An 18,406-nucleotide genomic window follows, 5' to 3' on the forward strand; every position below is an offset into this window, starting at 1 on the left:
GGTGTGGGAGAGTAGGACACCGCCGTACATAACATCCCCGGTTGCCCGGGATCAGGAGATTTTCTTCTGGTCCCGGGCTTTCGGCATTTCTGGGGGGTGTTGTCCCTTTTTTTCGGGCTGCTGCCGGCGTTTCCGGTGTGGCCGTCCGGCGCCGAGAACCCCCGTGTGCACACACCCGATGCCGCGTCCACATACCCGCTACGCGTCCAACCCCTGTGTGGACCGGCGAAGTCCTGTGCGCTAGGCCTGGTGGGGAGACGGTGCCGCGATGCCGGCGGCGGGTACTTGGTGCGGCGGCGCCCGCGGCACCGAAAACCCGTGTGCACACCCCCGATGCTGGATGCACAGACCGAATGCACGCGCAATGGCCGTGTGCACTGACGACGGGGCGTGTGCACACGACAATTCCGCTACCCGGCGCGGAAAACCCGTGTGCACACATCCGATGCGGTGTCCACATACCCGCTACGCGTCCAACCCCTGTGTGAACCGGCGAACTCCTGTGTGCTCGGCCGGCGGGAGGCCGTGCCGCGATGCCGGCGGCGGTACGCCGTCCGCGGCACAGAAAGCCCGTGTGCACACACCTGATGCTGGATGCACAGACCGAATGCACGCGCAATGGCTGTGTGGGCCGGCGAACTCCTGTGCGCTCGGCCCGGCGGGAGGCCGTGCCGTGATTCCGGTGTGCACACGACAGTTGGCCGCTCGGCACCGACGAAAACCCCTGTGCACACACCCGATGCCGCGTCCACACGCCGAATGCACGCGCAAAGGCCGTGTGCACCGCCGAGGGGGCGTGTGCGCGGGCTGGCCAACAGACCTGACCGGACGTCGGAAAGAGAGCGGGAGAGGCCCTAGCCGACTGCCGACAGTGGTCGATCCGGGGATTCCCTGAGCGGTGATCACACGATCAACCCGGGGTTTCCCCGATGTGTTCGGGGCCCGGGAGTGGTGAGCTGGGAACATGACGTTCGAGACCGCCGCTGCCGAACCTTCCCACGCCGTCGGTATTGTCGTGTTCGGTGTGATGATTGCCCTGCTCGCGCTGCTGATCGTCGCCGCATTCAGCCGAACCCTGCGTCCGCGGATACTCAAGCCGCTGGGCTACGGCATTGCCGGCATCGTCGGCGTGTACGCGGTCACCCGCGGAGTCGCCGAGTTCTTCATCGTCGACTACGCCGACCCGGCCAGTTACCGTGACGACTGGGGAGGGCCGAGCCTGCTCGGGGTGCTCCTCGTACACAGTGGCCCCGGGGTTGCCGCGTTGATCGCTGCGGCCTACCTGATCCGCAGAAATCGCGCGGGGCGCTCAGTCGTGGTTGGTTGAGCATCCCGAGCGCCGCGCGACAGTTCGGCGACCCGCGCGCCCGCGAGACTCGTGCACATCGGGTGGAGTGCGCACACAGGCGTTCCCGCGTCCACAGGTCAGTTGTACGCCGAACGCCTGTGTGGAAGACGGAAAAGGGTTGTGCACATGCCTTTTCGGCAGGGTCGATCGGCTCGGCGGTACGGGGCTGTCAGGGGACCGGAGTGGCCAACCGGGTCGGGGCGGTGCGGCCGCGGAGCGTGACGGACTCGCCTAGCGTCCATCCCCGGGCGACGTGAGCATCGGCGGCGGTGATGGTCTGCTCCGACGCCACCAGCGCACCGGGGACCGACTTCGCGAGCTCGCACAGGCGAGCCGCCTCGTTGACCGGATCGCCGATCACCGTGTACTCGAACCGGTTACGGGCACCGATGTTTCCCGCGACTGCGATGCCGGAGGCGACCCCGATTGCGGCACTGCAGTCGGGTACCTCCTCGCGCAGTCGGTCGCGAATGCGACGGGCCGCGGCGAGGGCGCTGCCCTCCGGGTCGTCGAGTTCGGCCGGCGCACCGAAGATCGCGAGCGCGGCGTCACCCTCGAACTTGTTGATCAGGCCACCGTGCGCGTCCACTTCGTCGACGACGACCGCGAAGAACCGATTCAGCAGCTCGACGACCTCCCTCGGCGGGCGAGTGGCCGCGATCGTCGTCGACCCGACGAGATCGATGAAGAACACCGCGATCTGCCGTTCCTCGCCACCCAACTCCGGGTTGCGGGCGATCGCCGCATCCGCGACCTCGCGGCCGACGTGCCTGCCGAACAGCTCCTGGATGCGTTCACGCTCCCGGAGGCCTTCGGCCATCCGGTTGAATCCGCTCTGCAACTCGCCGAGCTCGGTGCCGTCGTACACGACCACCGAGGCGTCGAGGTCGCCTCGCTCGATCCGGGACATCGCGCCGCGTACCGCCCGGATCGGGGCGACCGTCGCGGACAGTCCGAGAAGTGTCAGGGCGAAACCACAGACCAGGGTCACGCCGCCGATCGCGAGGATCGACACGTTCACCTGCCTGGCGTTGTCGTCGCCCCGAACGAGGCTGAACACCGCGACCAGCATCAGCCCGACGACCGGTACGCCGGTGCCGAGCGCCCACGCGAGCAGACCGCGGCCGGTGACGCCGGCGATCCGGAACCGGCGCGGGTCGCCTGCCTCGAGCGCCCGGGCCGCGGCGGGGCGCAGTGAGAACTCGGACAGCAGGTAACAGAAGGCGCAGACGGTGATGCCACCCATCGCGATCGTCAGGGACACCTTGGGGATCGTGGCCGGATCGATCAGCCCGTACGCGGTGGTGAACAGGGCCAGTCCGCCCGACCACAGCACGATCTGGATGACGGTCAGTCGCCACGGCGTCGACAAGGCCGCCGTCGCCTCGCGGCGCGTGGGTGTGCGTCCCTCGACGGCCCACCGCAGGTCGCGGATCCCCATCAGCGTGCCCCACAGGGATCCGATCAGCAGTGACAGACCGATGTAGATCGGCCCGAGCACGGCGGTGATGACCATGAACTGCCGGGTGAAGAGCTCCGGTCCCGGAATGACGACGAGGAACAGTGTGCCCACCAACAAGGCACCGATGAGGTTGGCCAGCATCAGTGACGAGGTGATCAGGATCTGGACGCGAACCCGCCGGACACGGGGGCTCTCGTCGACCGTCCCGAGGATCGGCGACCCGAGCGGCGAGGCGGAACGGCGGAATGGTCGCATGGTGTGCCTCACACTAGCGGCGCGTACCTGGGGGAGTGTGAAACCTCGTGCGGCGAGCATGCGGGAGTTGGCGGCGTCGTGTTCTAGTGTGGTGGCCGTGCGTCTCGTCATTGCCAGCTGCCAGGTCGACTACGTCGGACGTCTCACCTCCCACCTTCCGAAGGCTCGCCGGCTGCTGCTGGTGAAGTCGGACGGTTCGGTGAGCATTCATGCGGACGACCGGGCGTACAAGCCGCTCAACTGGATGAGCCCGCCGTGCTGGCTGGTCGAGGACGGTGGTGACGACGGCAAGCAGTTGTGGGTCGTCACGAACAAGGCCGGCGAGGAACTCCGCATCACGATCGACGAGGTCGAACACGATTCGTCGCACGAACTGGGAATCGACCCCGGTCTGGTGAAGGACGGGGTGGAGGCGCACCTGCAGGAACTGCTGGCCGAGCACGTCGAAACCCTCGGCGCCGGCTACAGCCTCGTGCGGCGCGAGTACATGACCGCGATCGGACCCGTGGACCTGCTCTGCCGGGACGAGAACGGCGCCTCCGTTGCCGTCGAGATCAAGCGGCGCGGGGAGATCGACGGCGTCGAGCAGCTGACCCGCTACCTCGAACTTCTCAACCGCGATCCGCTGCTCGCCCCCGTCACCGGAGTGTTCGCCGCCCAGCAGATCAAGCCGCAGGCCCGTACCCTCGCCGAGGACCGCGGAATCCGCTGCCTCGTTCTCGATTACGAGGCGCTGCGCGGCATCGAGAGCACCGAGTTCCGCCTGTTCTGATCGGCAGGTGGGGACTGACTAGGCTTACGTCATGCCTCGACGCAACAACAACCGCAAGCCCACCGGCGGCCCGTCGCCTGTGGGCTTGAACGGACCGCGCGTCGAGTCCGGTCCCTCCCGGTACGACGACGAGCGCTATCTGGTTCGGCAGGTACCCGGCGCGCGGGCGCTGAAGACCTATCGTTGCCCGGGCTGCGACCACGAGATCCGGCCGGGCGTCGCGCATCTGGTGGCGTGGCCGGCGGACGAGCTCGGCGGGGCCGAGGACCGCCGGCACTGGCACACCGGCTGCTGGAACGGACGCGGATCGCGGGGGATCACCCGGCGTTGGTCGTGACCTGCTTCGGAGCGGCCTTGCCCTTGGCTGCCGCGGTGGACTCGGCAGACCCCGCGCCGTCGTTCTGCGGCTTCGGCTTCACCTGATCGTTCGTGGCCTCGGCGTCGGCCTCCTCGTCGAGGTCCCGGTCGTCGGCGACCTTCGCGGCCGACGAGTCGGTGGTTCCGTCGAGGAGTTCGCCCTCCCGGTTGACGGACGCCAGCATCGCGGGAACCGAATCGAGCTGACCGCGAATACCCAGCAGCTGCGCGAGGATCCGGCCGCGCAGGACCCGGAGCTCCTCGGCGAGCTCCTTCGCGTGTGCGATGCGCTTCTCGGCCTGTTCGGTGGCGGTCTGCAGCCGCCGGCGGGCTTCGCTGGTCGCGTCCGCGAGCCGTCGCTCGGCCTCGGCCTTGCTGGAGGACTCCAACTCCTCGACAGCCGCGACGACCTTGGTGCGCCGCTCGCTCATCGTGATCTCGAAGTCCTGCTGGATGCGGGTGCGCTTGGCGTCGGACTCGGCCTCCAGACGGGCGGCCTCCGACTGGGCGGCCTCGACGGTGCGGGCGGCCTCGGTGCGCGCGCGGGCCATGGTCTGCTCGTGCTCGGTGTCCATCGCGGAGCGGCGGTCGGCCAGTTCGGCGAGCTTGGCCTCGTACTTGCCGCGGAGCGCGGTGGCGTCCTGTTCGGCGATCGAGACCATCTCGGCGGCGTCGGCCTGGGCCTTCGCGCGGACCTCGGAGGCCTCGTCGGACGCCAGTCGCAGCATCCGGGAGATGCGCTCGCTCATGCCCTCCGCGGTGGTCGGCGGAACGGACAGGCGGTCGACGTCCTTACGGAGCGAATCGATCTCGTCACGGGCGTCCTCGAGCTGGTGGGCGAGGTCGCGGGCCTGCGCGGCGGCGGCGTCACGGTCGGTGGCGGTGACGCGCAGCTCGGTGTCGAAACGGTCGAAATAACGCCGGACCTCGTCCTTGTCGTATCCCTTGCGGACGATGGTGAACGGCATGCCGCGGTCGTGGTCGTAGGCCATGCGCACCAATTTACCGCTGGTCGCGGAAGTGGGGGCCGGGGCAGGTGCCTTGTGACGTGGGACACCGTGCAGTGGGCCCCGCCCGCCACGGACGAAGGGCACCCTCGTCCGGTTGGACCGAACGAAAGTGCCCTTCGGCCGGAGAGATCAGTGCGCGGGGTTCGCGGCCGGCTCGACGAGCTCGACCAGCACGCCGCCGGCGTCCTTCGGGTGCATGAAGTTGATGCGGGAATCGGCGGTGCCGCGCTTCGGGGCGTCGTACAGCAGGCGGACGCCACCGGCGCGCAGCCGCTCGGAGATCGCGTCGAGATCGGTGACCCGGTAGGCCATCTGCTGGATACCGGGGCCGTTGCGGTCGATGAACTTCGCGATGGTGGAGTTCTCGTTCAGCGGAGCCAGCAGCTGGATCGCGGGGGCGCCGGCCGGGCTGCCGGGAACGGACAGCATCGCTTCGCGGACACCCTGCTCCTCGTTCACCTCCTCGTGCGTGGACACGAGACCGAGGTGCTCGCCGTACCAGGCGATGGCGACGTCGAGGTCGGGGACGGCGATGCCGACATGATCGATGGCGGTCACCAGTTCGGATGCCAGCGGTGAGCCGGCGGGGGCGGAGTGTGTCATACCCACGACGTTAGCGTTACCGTCTTGGTAGTTCTCCGTCGGATGTGACTGCGGTCGCCCCGATGCTCGTGTGGATCGTTGGAGGAAGTCGTGACCAGTTCTGTCATCGTGGCCGGAGCCCGTACGCCGATGGGGCGTCTGCAGGGTTCGTTGAAGGACTTCTCGGGATCCGAACTCGGTGGCGTGGCGATCAAGGGCGCGCTCGACAAGGCCGGGGTCGCCCCCGAGCAGGTCGAGTACGTGATCATGGGCCAGGTCCTCACCGCCGGTGCCGGACAGATCCCCGCCCGCCAGGCCGCCGTCGCCGCCGGCATCCCGATGAGCGTGCCCGCGCTGACGATCAACAAGGTGTGCCTGTCCGGCTTGGGCGCCATCGCGATGGCCGACCAGCTGATCCGCGCCGGCGAGTTCGACATCGTCGTCGCGGGCGGCCAGGAGTCGATGAGCCAGGCGCCGCACATGCTCGAGAAGTCCCGGCAGGGCTTCAAGTACGGCGACGTCACCCTGCGCGACCACATGGCGTACGACGGCCTGCACGACATCTTCACCGACCAGGCGATGGGCAACCTCACCGAGTCGGCGAACAGTGGCGAGAAGTTCGTCTCCCGCGAGGAGCAGGATGCGTTCGCCGCCGCCTCGCACCAGCGCGCGGCACGCGCCTGGAAGGACGGCCTGTTCGACGGCGAGGTCGTGCCCGTGGAGATCCCGCAGCGCAAGGGCGACCCGGTCGTGTTCGCATCCGACGAGGGGATCCGCGCCGACACCACCGCCGAGTCGCTCGGAAAGCTGCGCCCGGCGTTCTCCAAGGACGGCACCGTCACGGCCGGCTCGGCCTCGCAGATCTCCGACGGCGCCGCGGCGGTCGTCGTGATGAGCAGGGCGAAGGCCGAAGAACTCGGCTTGAGCTGGATCGCGGAGATCGGTGCGCACGGTGTGGTCGCCGGACCGGACTCGACGCTGCAGTCGCAGCCCGCCAACGCGATCGCCAAGGCGTGCGAGCGGGAGGGCATCGACCCGAAGGACCTGGACCTGGTCGAGATCAACGAGGCGTTCGCCGCGGTCGGTATCGTCTCGGCCCGCGAACTTGGCATCGACGCAGACAGGGTCAACGTCAACGGCGGCGCGATCGCGCTCGGCCACCCCCTCGGCATGTCCGGCGCGCGTATTGCCCTGCACCTGGCGCTCGAACTGGCCCGCCGCGGCGGCGGCGTCGGCGCGGCCGCACTGTGCGGCGGCGGCGGACAGGGCGACGCCCTGATCGTGCGCGTTCCCAAGGCCTGACCGGTCGACGCACTACTCCTGTCACGGCCCCGACGCATCGCGTCGGGGCCGTGACGTCTCCCACACCAACGACAGATCGTCGTAGGCGCCCGGCACAATGGCGGTCATGGCGAACATCTTCGACCTCAGCACCCCGGCCAAGCGGTTCCGATTCGTCGCGATCCTCGAGGCGTTCACCTGGGCCGGCCTGCTCGTCGGCATGGCGTTCAAGTACCTGCCCGAGAACGGCAACGAGATCGGCGTGAAGATCTTCGGCCCGTTCCACGGTGCCGTGTTCGTCCTGTTCGTCATCGTCTCGCTGCTCACCGCCCGCGCGCTGAAGTGGAACCTCGTGACGACCGGTCTGGCGCTGGTCTCGAGCATCCCGCCGTTCTTCACGGTGCTGTTCGAGTGGTGGGCCGCCCGTACCGGGAAGCTCGGAGAGCTGTCCGCCCCCGTGACGACGGCTGTGCCTGCGCGAGAACTCGACGCAGTCTGATCGACCCCCATCGGCGCCCCCGAACCGTTCGCGGTCCGGGGGCGCGGTCGTGTTTGTGACAAACTGGTCAGCGTGACTCGACCCGGTTCTCGTCAGCCCGCACGCCCGTCCGCCGCGATGGCCGCGGCCATGTCCGGGGCAGTGGATCTGTCCGGCCTGGCGGATCGCCCCCGACCGCCTGCAGGGCCGGCCGCGACGGCTCCCGCCGGTGGCGGCCCCGCGACAGGTCTGGCCCCGATTGTCGACGTCACCGAGGCCACCTTCGAGGCGGAGGTCCTCGAACGCTCCATGCAGGTCGTCGTGCTGGTGTCGCTGTGGTCCGCACGCAGTGAGGCCAGCGTCGCGTTCTCCGATGAGCTGGAGACGCTCGCGGAGGAGGGGAACGGAACCTGGGTGCTGGCCAAGGTCGACGTCGACGCGAACATGCGGATCGCGCAGGCGTTCGGGGTCCAGGGCATCCCGACGGTCGTCGCCGTCGCCGCCGGCCAGCCGCTCGCCGACTTCCAGGGCGTGCAGCCTCTCGACGAGGTGCGCGGGTGGCTCGGGCAGGTCCTGGCCGCCACCGCGGGCAAGCTGTCGGGTCCGCCGGCGGACCCGGGCGCCGAGCCGGAGCCGGAGGATCCCCGTTTCGTCGCGGCCGAGGACGCGCTCGCAGACGGTGACCTGGACGGTGCGGACGCCGCCTACCAGGCGATCCTCGACGCGGAGCCGGGCAACAAGCAGGCCCTCGCCGCGCAGCGTCAGGTGCGGTTCCTGGCGCGGGTGCAGAACGTCGCGCCGGACGCCGTCGCGGTCGCGGCCGCGGAGCCGTCGAACGTGGCAGCCCAGCTCGACGCGGCCGACGCACTGCTCTACACCCAGCAGCCCGACGACGCGTTCACGGTGCTGATCGACGCCGTCAAGCGGTTCGTCGGTGACGACAAGACCGCGGTGCGGACCCGGCTGCTCGAACTCTTCGAACTGTTCGACCCGGCCGACCCGACCGTCGTCGCCGCCCGCCGCAAGCTGGCGTCCGCTCTCTACTAGCGCTGCGTACCCGTGAGTGATCCGCACCCCGGCCGGGGGTGAGAATCACTCACGGGTGCTAGCCGTACCGGTTCGCGCACGCGTCACGGCCGCCGAGGACCCCGGAGCGGAAGGCGTCGACGCGGGCGAATCCGCTGGGAATGGTGACGCCGTTGACGTCGCTCGCCATCAGCCCGTCGGTGAGCAGCCCGGACACCGCCTCGTCCAGGTCGCCGGGCGAGAGGGTGAGTCCGCCGGCGCCGACGGCGGTCGCCGCCGTCCACGCACCGGACAGGCAGGCCGCACGCAGGGCGGTCTTCGGGTCGGTGAGCGAGTCACCCGCATTCTGCTGGACGGCGAGGGTGAACCGGGAGGCGACGAGGACGTAGGCGGCGAAGTCGCCGCGGATGTCCGTCACCAGGTCGTCGGGCCGCCCGCCCTGCGGCGTGCCGCGCTCGACGAGTTCCGGCATCGACACCCCGATCGTGCGGGTGGCGGGGCAGTACGACACCGGGGAGGTGGGGGTGGCGTCCGGGCACCCGGTGTCGGCGCCGGTGAACACCACCCGTGGCTGCTCGGGCAGCTCGAACACGGCCTGAAGCGAGTCGACGGTCAGCCCGACGGTCCGTTCGGTCACCGGAGTCTCGCCGGTGTCCTCGGAGGTGGTGAACTGATGCGGGAGCTGGGCGCGGCGGCCCTCGACCTCGGCCTCGTCGATCGCGGTGCAGGCGCGGGCGCCGTCGGTGAATCCGATCTGGAATGCCGTCACCCGCTCGAACGCCGTGCCGTGCACGGCGGTCGGATCGTTCGGGTCGGTGTCGCGGACCGCCACCATCGCCGCCATCACCGAGTTCAGGCCGTCCGAGGTGTTGAGCGTGAACTGCGTCGACTCGTCGGCCGCGACGTGGCGCATGTAGGCGCCCGCGAAACAGTCGGCCTGCTGTTCGAGCACGAGGGTGGGGTCGTCGTCGCCGGCGAGGCCCGAGTCGTGCTGGACCGCGTGCCCGTACTCGTGGGCGATCACCATCACGACCGCCATCGGCCCGAAGGTGTCCATCAGCGCGGGCAGCAGGGTGGTGCGATCCCAGCCGATGGATCCGTCGCGGGTGCAGTACCCGGCATTGACCACCCCGTGCGTGCTGTCGCCGCAGAACGTCCCCGACCGGGCCGCGTCGACGTCGGGGTCCCACGACATCAGATCGGTGACCGGCCGGAAGTCGCCGGCGAACACGCGCGGGTACTCGGCACTCCAGAAGGCGGTGAGGTCGTCGACGGCGGAGCCGGCCAGCAGGTCGGCGGCGGAACCGTCGGCGCCGCGCACGGACAGCGTGGGCCGGGGGGCGTCCGGTCGCGGTCCGCTGGCGCCGTCGGTGGCGGGCAGCCCCGCCACGGTGAACGGATTGTCGTAGATCGACACGGCACGGCCGTCGACGGCCTGCCCGCACCCGGCGACCAGGACGGCGACCGCGGCGACCGCGAACGGAACCCACCTCACGGGAGTTCCCGGCGCAGCCAGATGGCGCTGCCGCCCGGCAGCGTCACCTCGGCGGACGCGGGCCGGCCGTGCCAGGGGGCGCTGGTGGCGGTCACCTCCCCGAAGTTACCCAGTCCGGAGCCGTGGTAGATCTCGGCGTCCGTGTTGAGGATCTCGCGCCAGCGGCCGGGCTCGGGCAGACCCACCCGGTAGTGCTCGTGCGGAGAGCCCGCGAAGTTGAACAGGCACGCCACGATCGAACCGTCGGTCCCGTACCGCAGGAAGCTCAGGACGTTGTTCTCGGTGTCGTTGGCGTCGATCCACGAGTAGCCGCCCGGCGAGGTGTCCAGCGTCCACAGGGCCGGGCTTCCCCGGTACACGGTGTTGAGGTCGCGGACCAGAGCTTGCACGCCACGCTGGAGCGGGCCGGTGTGCGGGTCGTCGAGCTGCTGCCAGTCCAGACCGCGCTCCTCCGACCACTCCGTGCGCTGCCCGAATTCCTGTCCCATGAACAGCAGCTGCTTGCCCGGGTGAGCCCACATGTACGCGAGCAGCGCCCGCAGTCCGGCGGCCTTGTCGTGGTCGTCGCCGGGCATCCTCGTCCACAGCGTGCCCTTGCCGTGCACGACCTCGTCGTGGCTGATCGGCAGCAGGTAGTGCTCGCTCCACGCGTACATCAGCGAGAAGGTGATCTCGTGATGGTGGAAGCTGCGGTGCACGGGGTCCCGGCCGAGGTAGCCGAGGGTGTCGTGCATCCACCCCATGTTCCACTTCATCGAGAACCCGAGGCCGCCGACGCTCGTGGCGCGGGTGACGCCCGGCCAGGCGGTGGACTCCTCGGCGATCGTCACCACCCCCGGATGGTGCTTGTGCACGGTGGCGTTCATCTCCTGCAGGAACGCCACCGCCTCGAGGTTCTCGCGACCGCCGTGGACGTTGGGGGTCCAGCCGCCGGGTGGGCGCGAGTAGTCGAGGTAGAGCATCGACGCGACCGCGTCCACGCGCAGACCGTCGACGTGGAACTGGTCGATCCAGTACAGCGCGTTGGCTACGAGGAAGTTGCGGACCTCCGCTCGGCCGAAGTCGAAAACGTAGGTGCCCCAGTCCAACTGCTCGCCGCGCTGAGGGTCGGCGTGCTCGTACAGCGGTTCGCCGTCGAACCGGGCCAGCGCCCACTCGTCCTTCGGGAAGTGGGCGGGCACCCAGTCGACGAGGACGCCGATGCCGGAGCGGTGCAGGTGGTCGACGAAGGCCCGGAAGTCGTCGGGGGAGCCGAACCGGGCGGTCGGGGCGTAGTAGGAGGTGACCTGGTATCCCCACGACCCGCCGTAGGGGTGCTCGGCGACAGGCAGCAACTCGACATGGGTGAAACCCGCCTCGGTCACGTACTCCGAGAGTTGCTGCGCCAGTTCGCGATAGTCCAGACCCGGCCGCCAGGACCCGAGGTGCACCTCGTACACGCTCATCGGTTCCTGGTTGGGTTCGCGTTCCGCGCGGGCCGCGATCCACTCGGCGTCGGTCCAGACGTGGGTCGACCGGGTGATCCGGGACGCGGTGGCCGGGGGCACCTCGGTTGCGAACGCCATCGGGTCGGCCTTGTCGCGCACCGACCCGTCGCGGCAGTGCACACGGAACTTGTACAGGTCGCCGGGGCCGACGCCGGGAACGAACAGTTCCCACACGCCCGTCGATCCGAGCACCCGCATCGGCGCCTGCCTGCCGCCCCACCCGTCGAAATCGCCCATCACGGAGACGCCGAGGGCATTCGGTGCCCACACCGCGAACGACGTGCCGGTGACGTCGCCGTCCGGGGTGGTGTAGTTGCGGGGGTGCGCGCCGAGGATCTCCCACAGCCGTTCGTGCCTTCCCTCGCGCAACAGGTGCAGGTCCAGGTCGCCCAGTGTGGGGAGGAAGCGGTAGCCGTCGGCCACGACGACGGTGTGACCGCCCGGGTACTCGACCACCAGGCGGTAGTCGACCAGGTCCTCGACCGGGATCAGCGCCCCGAACACCCCGTCGCCCAGGTCGACGAGGGGATGGTCGACGCCGCCGACCCGGGCCGCGACGGCGACGGCGTGCGGGCGCAGTGCCCGGATCACCGTGCCGCCGCGGTGTGCGTGCGCACCGAGCACGGCATGCGGGTTGTGATGCGTTCCGTCGGCCAGGCGGGCGAGGTCGTCGGGGTGGGGTGCCGCGCCCGGGCGCGGGGCAGGGATGCTCACGACACCGGCGGGCGGTGGGCCAGGTGCAGCCGCGCCGGGTAGGGGACCGGGGGCAGCGCGAGGATGTGCGCGACCGCCCGCCACGGTTCGAGCCGGACGAAATTGGTCTGGCCCCAGTCGTACTGGTCGCCGGAGACCTCGTCGAGCACGGCGATGCGGTCGTGCCAGTCCCGGCCGAGAGCGGGCATGTCCAGCCAGATCGTGCCCTGCTCGGGGCCGTACGGATTCAGGTTGACCACCGTCAGCACCGCGTCCCCGGTGACCGGGTCGAACTTCGAGTACGCGATCAGCGAGTCGTTGTCGACGTGGTGGAAGGTGATGTTGCGCAACTGCTGGAGTGCCGGGTGGGTGCGCCGGATCCGGTTGAGCGTCGTCAGCCAGGGCTCGAGCGACTCGCCGCGGGCGCGGGCGCCGTCGAAGTCTCTGGGCCGCAGCTGGTACTTCTCCGAATCGAGGTACTCCTCGCTGCCCGGGTGCACCGGGACGTGCTCGTAGAGTTCGTATCCCGAGTAGACACCCCACGTCGGAGCGAGGGTCGCGGCCAGCGCCGCCCGCAACGCGAACATGCCGGGCCCGCCGACCTGCAGGCTCTCGTGCAGGATGTCGGGGGTGTTGACGAACAGGTTCGGTCGCGCCTCGTCCGCCTTCGCCGCGATCTCGGTGCCGAACTCGATCAGCTCCTGCTTGTGCACCCGCCACGTGAAATAGGTGTACGACTGCGAGAATCCGCGCTTGGCGAGGCCGTACAGGCGGGCGGGGCGGGTGAACGCCTCGGACAGGAACAGCACGTCCGGGTCGGTGGTCTTGACCTCCGCGATCAGCCACTCCCAGAAGTCCGGTGGCTTGGTGTGCGGGTTGTCGACCCGGAAAATCCTGACGCCGGCCGCGATCCAGAACCGGACCACCCGCAGCACCTCGGTGTAGATGCCGTCACGGTCGTCGTCGAAGTTGACCGGGTAGATGTCCTGGTACTTCTTCGGCGGGTTCTCCGCGTATGCGATCGTGCCGTCGGGAAGCACGGTGAACCACTCGGGATGCGCTGCCGCCCAGGGGTGGTCGGGCGCGCACTGCAGGGCGAGGTCGAGCGCGACCTCGAGCCCGAGCCGGGTGGCCCGGGTGACGAAGGCCCGGAAGTCCTTCATCGTGCCCAGCTCCGGGTGGATGGCGTCGTGGCCGCCCTCCGCCGCGCCGATCGCCCACGGTGACCCGACATCGTCCGGTCCCGGCGTCAGCGAGTTGTTGGGGCCCTTGCGGTTCACCCGGCCGATCGGGTGGATCGGCGGCAGGTACACGACGTCGAATCCCATGCCCGCGATCCGCGGCAGGTCGTTCGCGGCGGTCGCGAAGGTGCCGTGACGGGGACGGCCCTCGGCGTCCCAGCCGCCGGTCGAGCGGGGGAAGAACTCGTACCAGGACCCGAACAGGGCTCGGGTGCGGTCCACCCACACCTGCAGGGCGCGACTGCGGGTCAGCAGATCGCGCAGCGGGTGCGCGCGCAGCAGTTCGGTGATCGCGGGCGCGAACGCGGGCGCCACCCGTTGGGGCAGCGGCTGGGTACCGCGCAGTGCGGTCGCGACGGCGAGGCAGCGGGCCCGGTCCCCGCGCGGGACGGTCCGGGACGCGCGCTCGAACAGCCGGGCGCCGATCTCCAGGTCGTTGGCGAGTTCGGTGGGGCCCTGCCCGACCGCGAGCTTGGCCTCGATCGCGGACCGCCACGTGGTGATCGGGTCGCTCCACCCCTCCACCCGATAGGTCCAGGTGCCCGGGCAGGTGGGGGTGAACACGGCGGCGAAGGTGTCCGGCAGCGGGCCCGGCAGCATCGGGATCCGGATGCTGCGGGTGAATCCCGGACCGCGCACCGCGAGCGTGGCGGCGACCGCGTCGTGCCCCTCCCGCCACACCGACGCCGTCACCGGGAACGTCTCACCCACCACGGCCTTCGCCGGGTGTCGGCCTCCCTCGATGGCTGGGACGACGTCGTCGATGCCTATCCGCCCGGTCATGGTTGAAACCTTACGGGTAGCGACCGGATGTGCGCGCGTGACGAAGCTCCCCGCACGACAGGACCAACGGCACCGGGATCGGTAGTCTTCGCCAGGTGAAAGCCTTGCGTCGGTTCACCGTCCGTGCCCACCTCCCCGATCGGCTGTCCGCGCTCGGGCCGCTGTCGACGAACCTGCGCTGGTCCTGGCACCCGCCGACCCAGGATCTGTTCGCCCGGATCGACCCCGAACTGTGGACGCGGGTGCGTCACGACCCGGTCCGGATGCTCGGCGAGGTCGCCCCGTCCCGGCTCGACGAACTCGCCGGTGACGCCTCGTTCGTCGCGGAGCTCGACCGGCTCGAGACCGACCTGGACGAGTACCTCGACCGGCCGCGCTGGTACCAGAACCAGCAGGCCAAGGATCGGGATCTGGCCAGCGGGATCGCCTACTTCTCCATGGAATTCGGCGTCACGGAGGTGCTGCCGAACTACTCCGGTGGCCTCGGCATCCTGGCCGGCGACCACCTCAAGGCCGCCTCCGACCTCGGGGTGCCGCTGATCGGTGTCGGTCTGCTGTACCGCTCCGGTTACTTCCGGCAGTCGCTGACCGCGGACGGCTGGCAGGCCGAGCACTACCCGTCGCTGGACCCGCAGGGCCTGCCGCTGAGGTTGCTGACCGAGCCCGGATCCGGTGCCCCGGTGCTGCTGCACGTCGCCATGCCAGGGGGCCGGGTGTTGCGGGCCCGGGTGTGGGTGGCGCAGGTCGGCCGGGTGCCGCTGCTGCTGCTGGACTCCGACATCGCCGAGAACGATCCCGAGCTCCGCGGGGTGACCGACCGGCTGTACGGCGGCGACCAGGACCACCGGATCAAGCAGGAGATCCTCGCCGGCATCGGCGGGGTTCGGGCGGTGCGCGCCTACACGAACGCCGAGGGTCTCGCCGACCCCGAGGTGTTTCACATGAACGAGGGGCACGCGGGATTCCTCGGGGTGGAGCGGATCCGCGAACTGATCACCGGTGCGGGACTGGACTTCGACGCTGCGCTCGCCGCGGTGCGGGCGGCGACGGTGTTCACCACGCACACGCCCGTGCCCGCGGGGATCGACCGGTTCCCGGCGGATCTGGTGCGGAACTACTTCGGGGGCGGGGGAGGTGGCGAGTCCGCGCTGCTGCCCGGGCTGACGGTGGATCGCATTCTCGACCTCGGCCGGGAGGCGGACCCGTCGGTGTTCAACATGGCGCACATGGGTCTGCGCCTCGGGCAGCGCGCGAACGGTGTTTCGAAACTCCACGGCATCGTCAGCCGCGACATGTTCAACGGGTTGTGGCCGGGATTCGACGCCGACGAGGTGCCGATCGGATCGGTGACCAACGGGGTGCACGCGCCGACCTGGGCGGCCCGCGAGTGGATGGACCTGGCCCGGCGCGCAGCCGGACCGGAGCTGGTGGAGGAGGCACGCGGCTGGGAGCGGCTGAGCGACGTCCCGGCGGCCGAGCTGTGGGCGACCCGATCCGCGCTGCGCGGCCAACTGGTCGACGAGGTGCGTCGCCGGGTCCGCGCGTCCTGGATCGAACGCGGTGCGACGGAGGCCGAACTGGGCTGGACCGCAGAGGTATTCGATCCGAACGTCCTGACGGTCGGGTTCGCGCGGCGGGTGCCGACGTACAAGCGATTGACGCTGATGCTGCGGGACCCGGAGCGACTGCGGGCGCTGCTGCTCGACGAGAAGCGTCCCGTGCAGCTGGTGGTCGCGGGCAAGAGCCATCCCGCCGACGACGGCGGCAAGGCGCTGATCCAGCAGGTGGTGCGGTTCGCCGACCAGCACGACGTGCGGCACCGCATCGTCTTCCTGCCCGACTACGACATGTCGATGGCCCGGTTCCTGTACTGGGGGTGCGACGTGTGGCTGAACAACCCGCTGCGGCCCCTGGAGGCGTGCGGCACGTCCGGGATGAAGTCGGCGCTCAACGGCGGGCTGAACCTGTCCATCCGGGACGGCTGGTGGGACGAGATGTTCGACGGGGAGAACGGCTGGGCCATCCCGACCGCGGACGGGGTGCTCGACGAGACGCGTCGTGACGACCTCGAGGCGAACGCCATGTACGAGCTGCTCGAGCAGTCGGTGCTGCCGAAGTTCTACGACCGCGGCGCGGACGGTGTGCCGGCGCGGTGGGTGGAGATGGTGCGGCACACCCTGCAGTCGCTGGGCCCGAAGGTGCTGGCGTCCAGGATGGTTCGCGACTACACCGTCGACCTGTACGCGCCGGCGGCGCGCGCCGCGCGGACCGTGGTGGCGGACGGGTACGCCGGCGCACGGCAGCTGGCCCGCTACCGCGACCGGGTGGAGGCGGCGTGGCCCGCGGTGCAGGTGGTGCAGGTCGACAGCTCCGGCCTGCCCGACACCCCGGTCATCGGCGCCGAGCTGGCGCTGCGCGCCTACGTCCAGCTCGGCGGGCTCGAACCCGGCGAGGTGAGCGTGCAGGCGGTCCTCGGCAGGGTCGGCCCGGACGAGGACCTCACCGATGTGGTGACCGTGCCGATGACACACGACGGCTCCGACGAACTGGGACAGGTGTACGTCGTCGACACGGCGCTGCCGTTGTCGGGGGCCGTCGGCTACACCGTGCGCGTACTGCCGCACCACGATCTGCTGGCGGGCGACGCGGAGCTGGGACTGGTCACGGTGCCGGTCGGGTAGCCGCGCCCTTCCGACGCAGGTGGCGCAGCGCCGCCTCAGCGGCGTTGTGGCCACACATGCCGTGCGCGCCGGCCCCGGGTGGCGTCGACGCGGAGCACAGGTACGTGCCCGGGATTCCGACGCTGTACGGGTCCAACGCGATGCGCGGGCGGAAGAGCACCTGGGTGCCCGCGTTGGCGCCGCCCACGATGTCGCCGCCGACGTTGTTCGGGTTCGACGCGGCCATGCGGGCCGGACCGGATGCCGTGGTGGCGACGACCCGATCGCGGAACCCTGGCGCGAACCGTTCGATCTGCGCGAGCACCGCTTCGGTGGCGTCGCCCGAATAGCCGTGCGGTACATGGGCGTACGCATACACCGGGTTGAGGTTCCCGTGGGAGCGGGTGGGATCGGCGACGTACTGCTGCCCGAGCAGGACGAACGGCCGCTGCGGCATCCGGCCCGCGGCGACCTCGCGCTCGGCCGCGGCCACCTCGTCGAAACTCCCGCCCAGGTGGACCGTCCCGGCCCGGCCGCACGCCGGGGCGGTCCACGGAATCGGGCCGTCGACGGCGAAGTCGACCTTGAACGCCGCCGCCCCGTGCCGGAACCGGCGGTACGCCCGGGCGACGCGCACCGGTATCCGATCGCCGAGCACCGCGAGTGCCGCCGCGGGCGTCAGGTCGAGCAGGACCACATCCGCGGGTGGGATGTCCCTGGCGTTGCGGACGCGGACACCGGTGCTGATCGTCCCGCCGTGCTCGGTCAGCATCGAGGCGAGTGCGTCGGCGATGGCGCGGGATCCGCCCTCGGCGACCGGCCAGCCGTGGCGGTGGCCCGCCGCGGCGATCATCAGCCCGACCGCGGAGGTGGCCGGACGGTCCAGCCGGTGGTAGGCGTGCGCGGCCACCCCGCCGTACAGGGCGCGGGCCCTGTCGGTGCGCAGCCACCGCGCCGTCACCGTGGCCGGGAGGAGTGCCCGCGCGCCGAAAGCGGCCACCTCGAGCGGGTGCCGCGGGATCCGGATGATCGGCCGCATCAGGTCCGCGGCCAGATCGTCGACGTTGCCTGCCAGATCCTCGACGAGGCGTCGCCACCGCGGGCCGTCGACGCCGAGTCCGGCCGCCGTCTCCGCCACCGACCGGTACAGCAGACCCGCGTCCCCGTCGTCGAGGGGATGGGCGCAGTCGACCTCGGGCCACCGCCAGGTGAGGCCGTACCGGTCGAGGCCGAGCGTCCGAAGGAACGGCGAGCCCGCACCGAGCGGGTGGAAGGCGGCACACTCGTCGTGGATCAGCCCGGGCACGGTCGCTTCTCCGGAACGGGTGCCGCCGCCGATCGTGTCGGCGGCCTCGAGCACCTGAACGGCGACGCCGCTGCGGGCGAGATGCACCGCGGCAGCGAGCCCGTTGGGTCCGCTGCCGACGACGACCGCGGTGCTCACGGCCGGGTCCTGCGGGTCTCGCGCATCCTCGG

The 18,406-nt window shown here is 70.4% G+C and carries 14 protein-coding genes; 7 read left to right on the top strand and 7 right to left on the bottom strand.

Annotated elements, in window-relative coordinates:
* The first annotated feature begins 964 nt into the window (after window positions 1-964).
* Window positions 965-1,327 carry a hypothetical protein gene (locus tag ACWDUM_RS12260; protein WP_450134211.1) on the top strand — a complete coding sequence of 121 codons (363 nt, stop codon included), beginning with the start codon at window positions 965-967 and terminating at the stop codon, window positions 1,325-1,327.
* Window positions 1,328-1,517: 190 nt separating this feature from the next.
* Here the strand turns inward: ACWDUM_RS12260 and ACWDUM_RS12265 are convergent, their stop codons facing one another.
* Window positions 1,518-3,065 (bottom strand): adenylate/guanylate cyclase domain-containing protein, encoded by a 1,548-nt coding sequence (locus ACWDUM_RS12265; protein WP_450134212.1) that lies wholly within the window; start codon window positions 3,063-3,065, stop codon window positions 1,518-1,520.
* A gap of 97 nt (window positions 3,066-3,162) precedes the next feature.
* Between ACWDUM_RS12265 and nucS the strand changes: the two genes are divergently transcribed.
* Together nucS and ACWDUM_RS12275 are read left to right on the top strand one after the other, a co-directional pair.
* Entirely contained in the window at window positions 3,163-3,837 is a 675-nt protein-coding gene (nucS, locus tag ACWDUM_RS12270; RefSeq protein ID WP_450134213.1) for an endonuclease NucS, read from the top strand.
* A gap of 31 nt (window positions 3,838-3,868) precedes the next feature.
* A complete protein-coding gene (locus ACWDUM_RS12275) occupies window positions 3,869-4,174 on the top strand; it encodes an ATP/GTP-binding protein (protein ID WP_450134214.1) in 306 nt (101 codons plus the stop codon).
* On the opposite strand, the gene ACWDUM_RS12280 is transcribed toward ACWDUM_RS12275, so the two are convergent.
* Both ACWDUM_RS12280 and mce read right to left on the bottom strand, forming a co-directional pair.
* On the bottom strand, window positions 4,155-5,186 hold the full coding sequence (locus tag ACWDUM_RS12280; protein ID WP_450134215.1) for a hypothetical protein: 1,032 nt from the start codon (window positions 5,184-5,186) through the stop codon (window positions 4,155-4,157). The two genes, ACWDUM_RS12275 and ACWDUM_RS12280, sit on opposite strands and share 20 nt — an antisense overlap.
* 147 nt (window positions 5,187-5,333) lie before the next feature.
* A complete protein-coding gene (gene mce, locus ACWDUM_RS12285; protein ID WP_450116969.1) occupies window positions 5,334-5,807 on the bottom strand; it encodes a methylmalonyl-CoA epimerase in 474 nt (157 codons plus the stop codon).
* Window positions 5,808-5,897: 90 nt separating this feature from the next.
* On the opposite strand from mce, the gene ACWDUM_RS12290 reads away from it, so the two are divergent.
* From ACWDUM_RS12290 to ACWDUM_RS12300, 3 genes are all read left to right on the top strand, one after another.
* The gene (locus tag ACWDUM_RS12290) at window positions 5,898-7,088 is read left to right on the top strand and encodes an acetyl-CoA C-acetyltransferase (RefSeq protein ID WP_450134216.1); all 1,191 of its coding nucleotides are present in this window, start codon (window positions 5,898-5,900) and stop codon (window positions 7,086-7,088) included.
* A 97-nt stretch (window positions 7,089-7,185) separates the two neighbouring features.
* On the top strand, window positions 7,186-7,566 hold the full coding sequence (locus tag ACWDUM_RS12295; RefSeq protein ID WP_450116971.1) for a DUF3817 domain-containing protein: 381 nt from the start codon (window positions 7,186-7,188) through the stop codon (window positions 7,564-7,566).
* Window positions 7,567-7,695: 129 nt separating this feature from the next.
* Window positions 7,696-8,592, top strand: a complete 897-nt coding sequence (locus ACWDUM_RS12300; protein ID WP_450116985.1) for a tetratricopeptide repeat protein — start codon at window positions 7,696-7,698, stop codon at window positions 8,590-8,592.
* A gap of 58 nt (window positions 8,593-8,650) precedes the next feature.
* Here the strand turns inward: ACWDUM_RS12300 and ACWDUM_RS12305 are convergent, their stop codons facing one another.
* Genes ACWDUM_RS12305 through ACWDUM_RS12315 form a run of 3 tightly spaced genes read right to left on the bottom strand, consistent with a single transcriptional unit; the run spans window position 8,651 to window position 14,270 of the window.
* The gene (locus ACWDUM_RS12305) at window positions 8,651-10,066 is read right to left on the bottom strand and encodes a neutral zinc metallopeptidase (RefSeq protein ID WP_450116972.1); all 1,416 of its coding nucleotides are present in this window, start codon (window positions 10,064-10,066) and stop codon (window positions 8,651-8,653) included.
* On the bottom strand, window positions 10,063-12,261 hold the full coding sequence (gene glgB / locus ACWDUM_RS12310; protein ID WP_450134721.1) for a 1,4-alpha-glucan branching protein GlgB: 2,199 nt from the start codon (window positions 12,259-12,261) through the stop codon (window positions 10,063-10,065). The genes ACWDUM_RS12305 and glgB overlap by 4 nt, the downstream gene beginning before the upstream one ends.
* A 2-nt stretch (window positions 12,262-12,263) precedes the next feature.
* A complete protein-coding gene (locus ACWDUM_RS12315) occupies window positions 12,264-14,270 on the bottom strand; it encodes a maltotransferase domain-containing protein (RefSeq protein ID WP_450116973.1) in 2,007 nt (668 codons plus the stop codon).
* 95 nt (window positions 14,271-14,365) lie between these two features.
* Here ACWDUM_RS12315 and glgP point away from each other — a divergent pair, with 95 nt between their 5' ends.
* Entirely contained in the window at window positions 14,366-16,951 is a 2,586-nt protein-coding gene (glgP, locus tag ACWDUM_RS12320; RefSeq protein WP_450134217.1) for an alpha-glucan family phosphorylase, read from the top strand.
* Here the strand turns inward: glgP and ACWDUM_RS12325 are convergent.
* Window positions 16,932-18,374 (bottom strand): phytoene desaturase family protein, encoded by a 1,443-nt coding sequence (locus ACWDUM_RS12325; protein WP_450134218.1) that lies wholly within the window; start codon window positions 18,372-18,374, stop codon window positions 16,932-16,934. The two genes, glgP and ACWDUM_RS12325, sit on opposite strands and share 20 nt — an antisense overlap.
* Between the last annotated feature and the right edge of the window lie 32 nt (window positions 18,375-18,406).

This window comes from Rhodococcus sp. NPDC003322, from assembly GCF_053589555.1.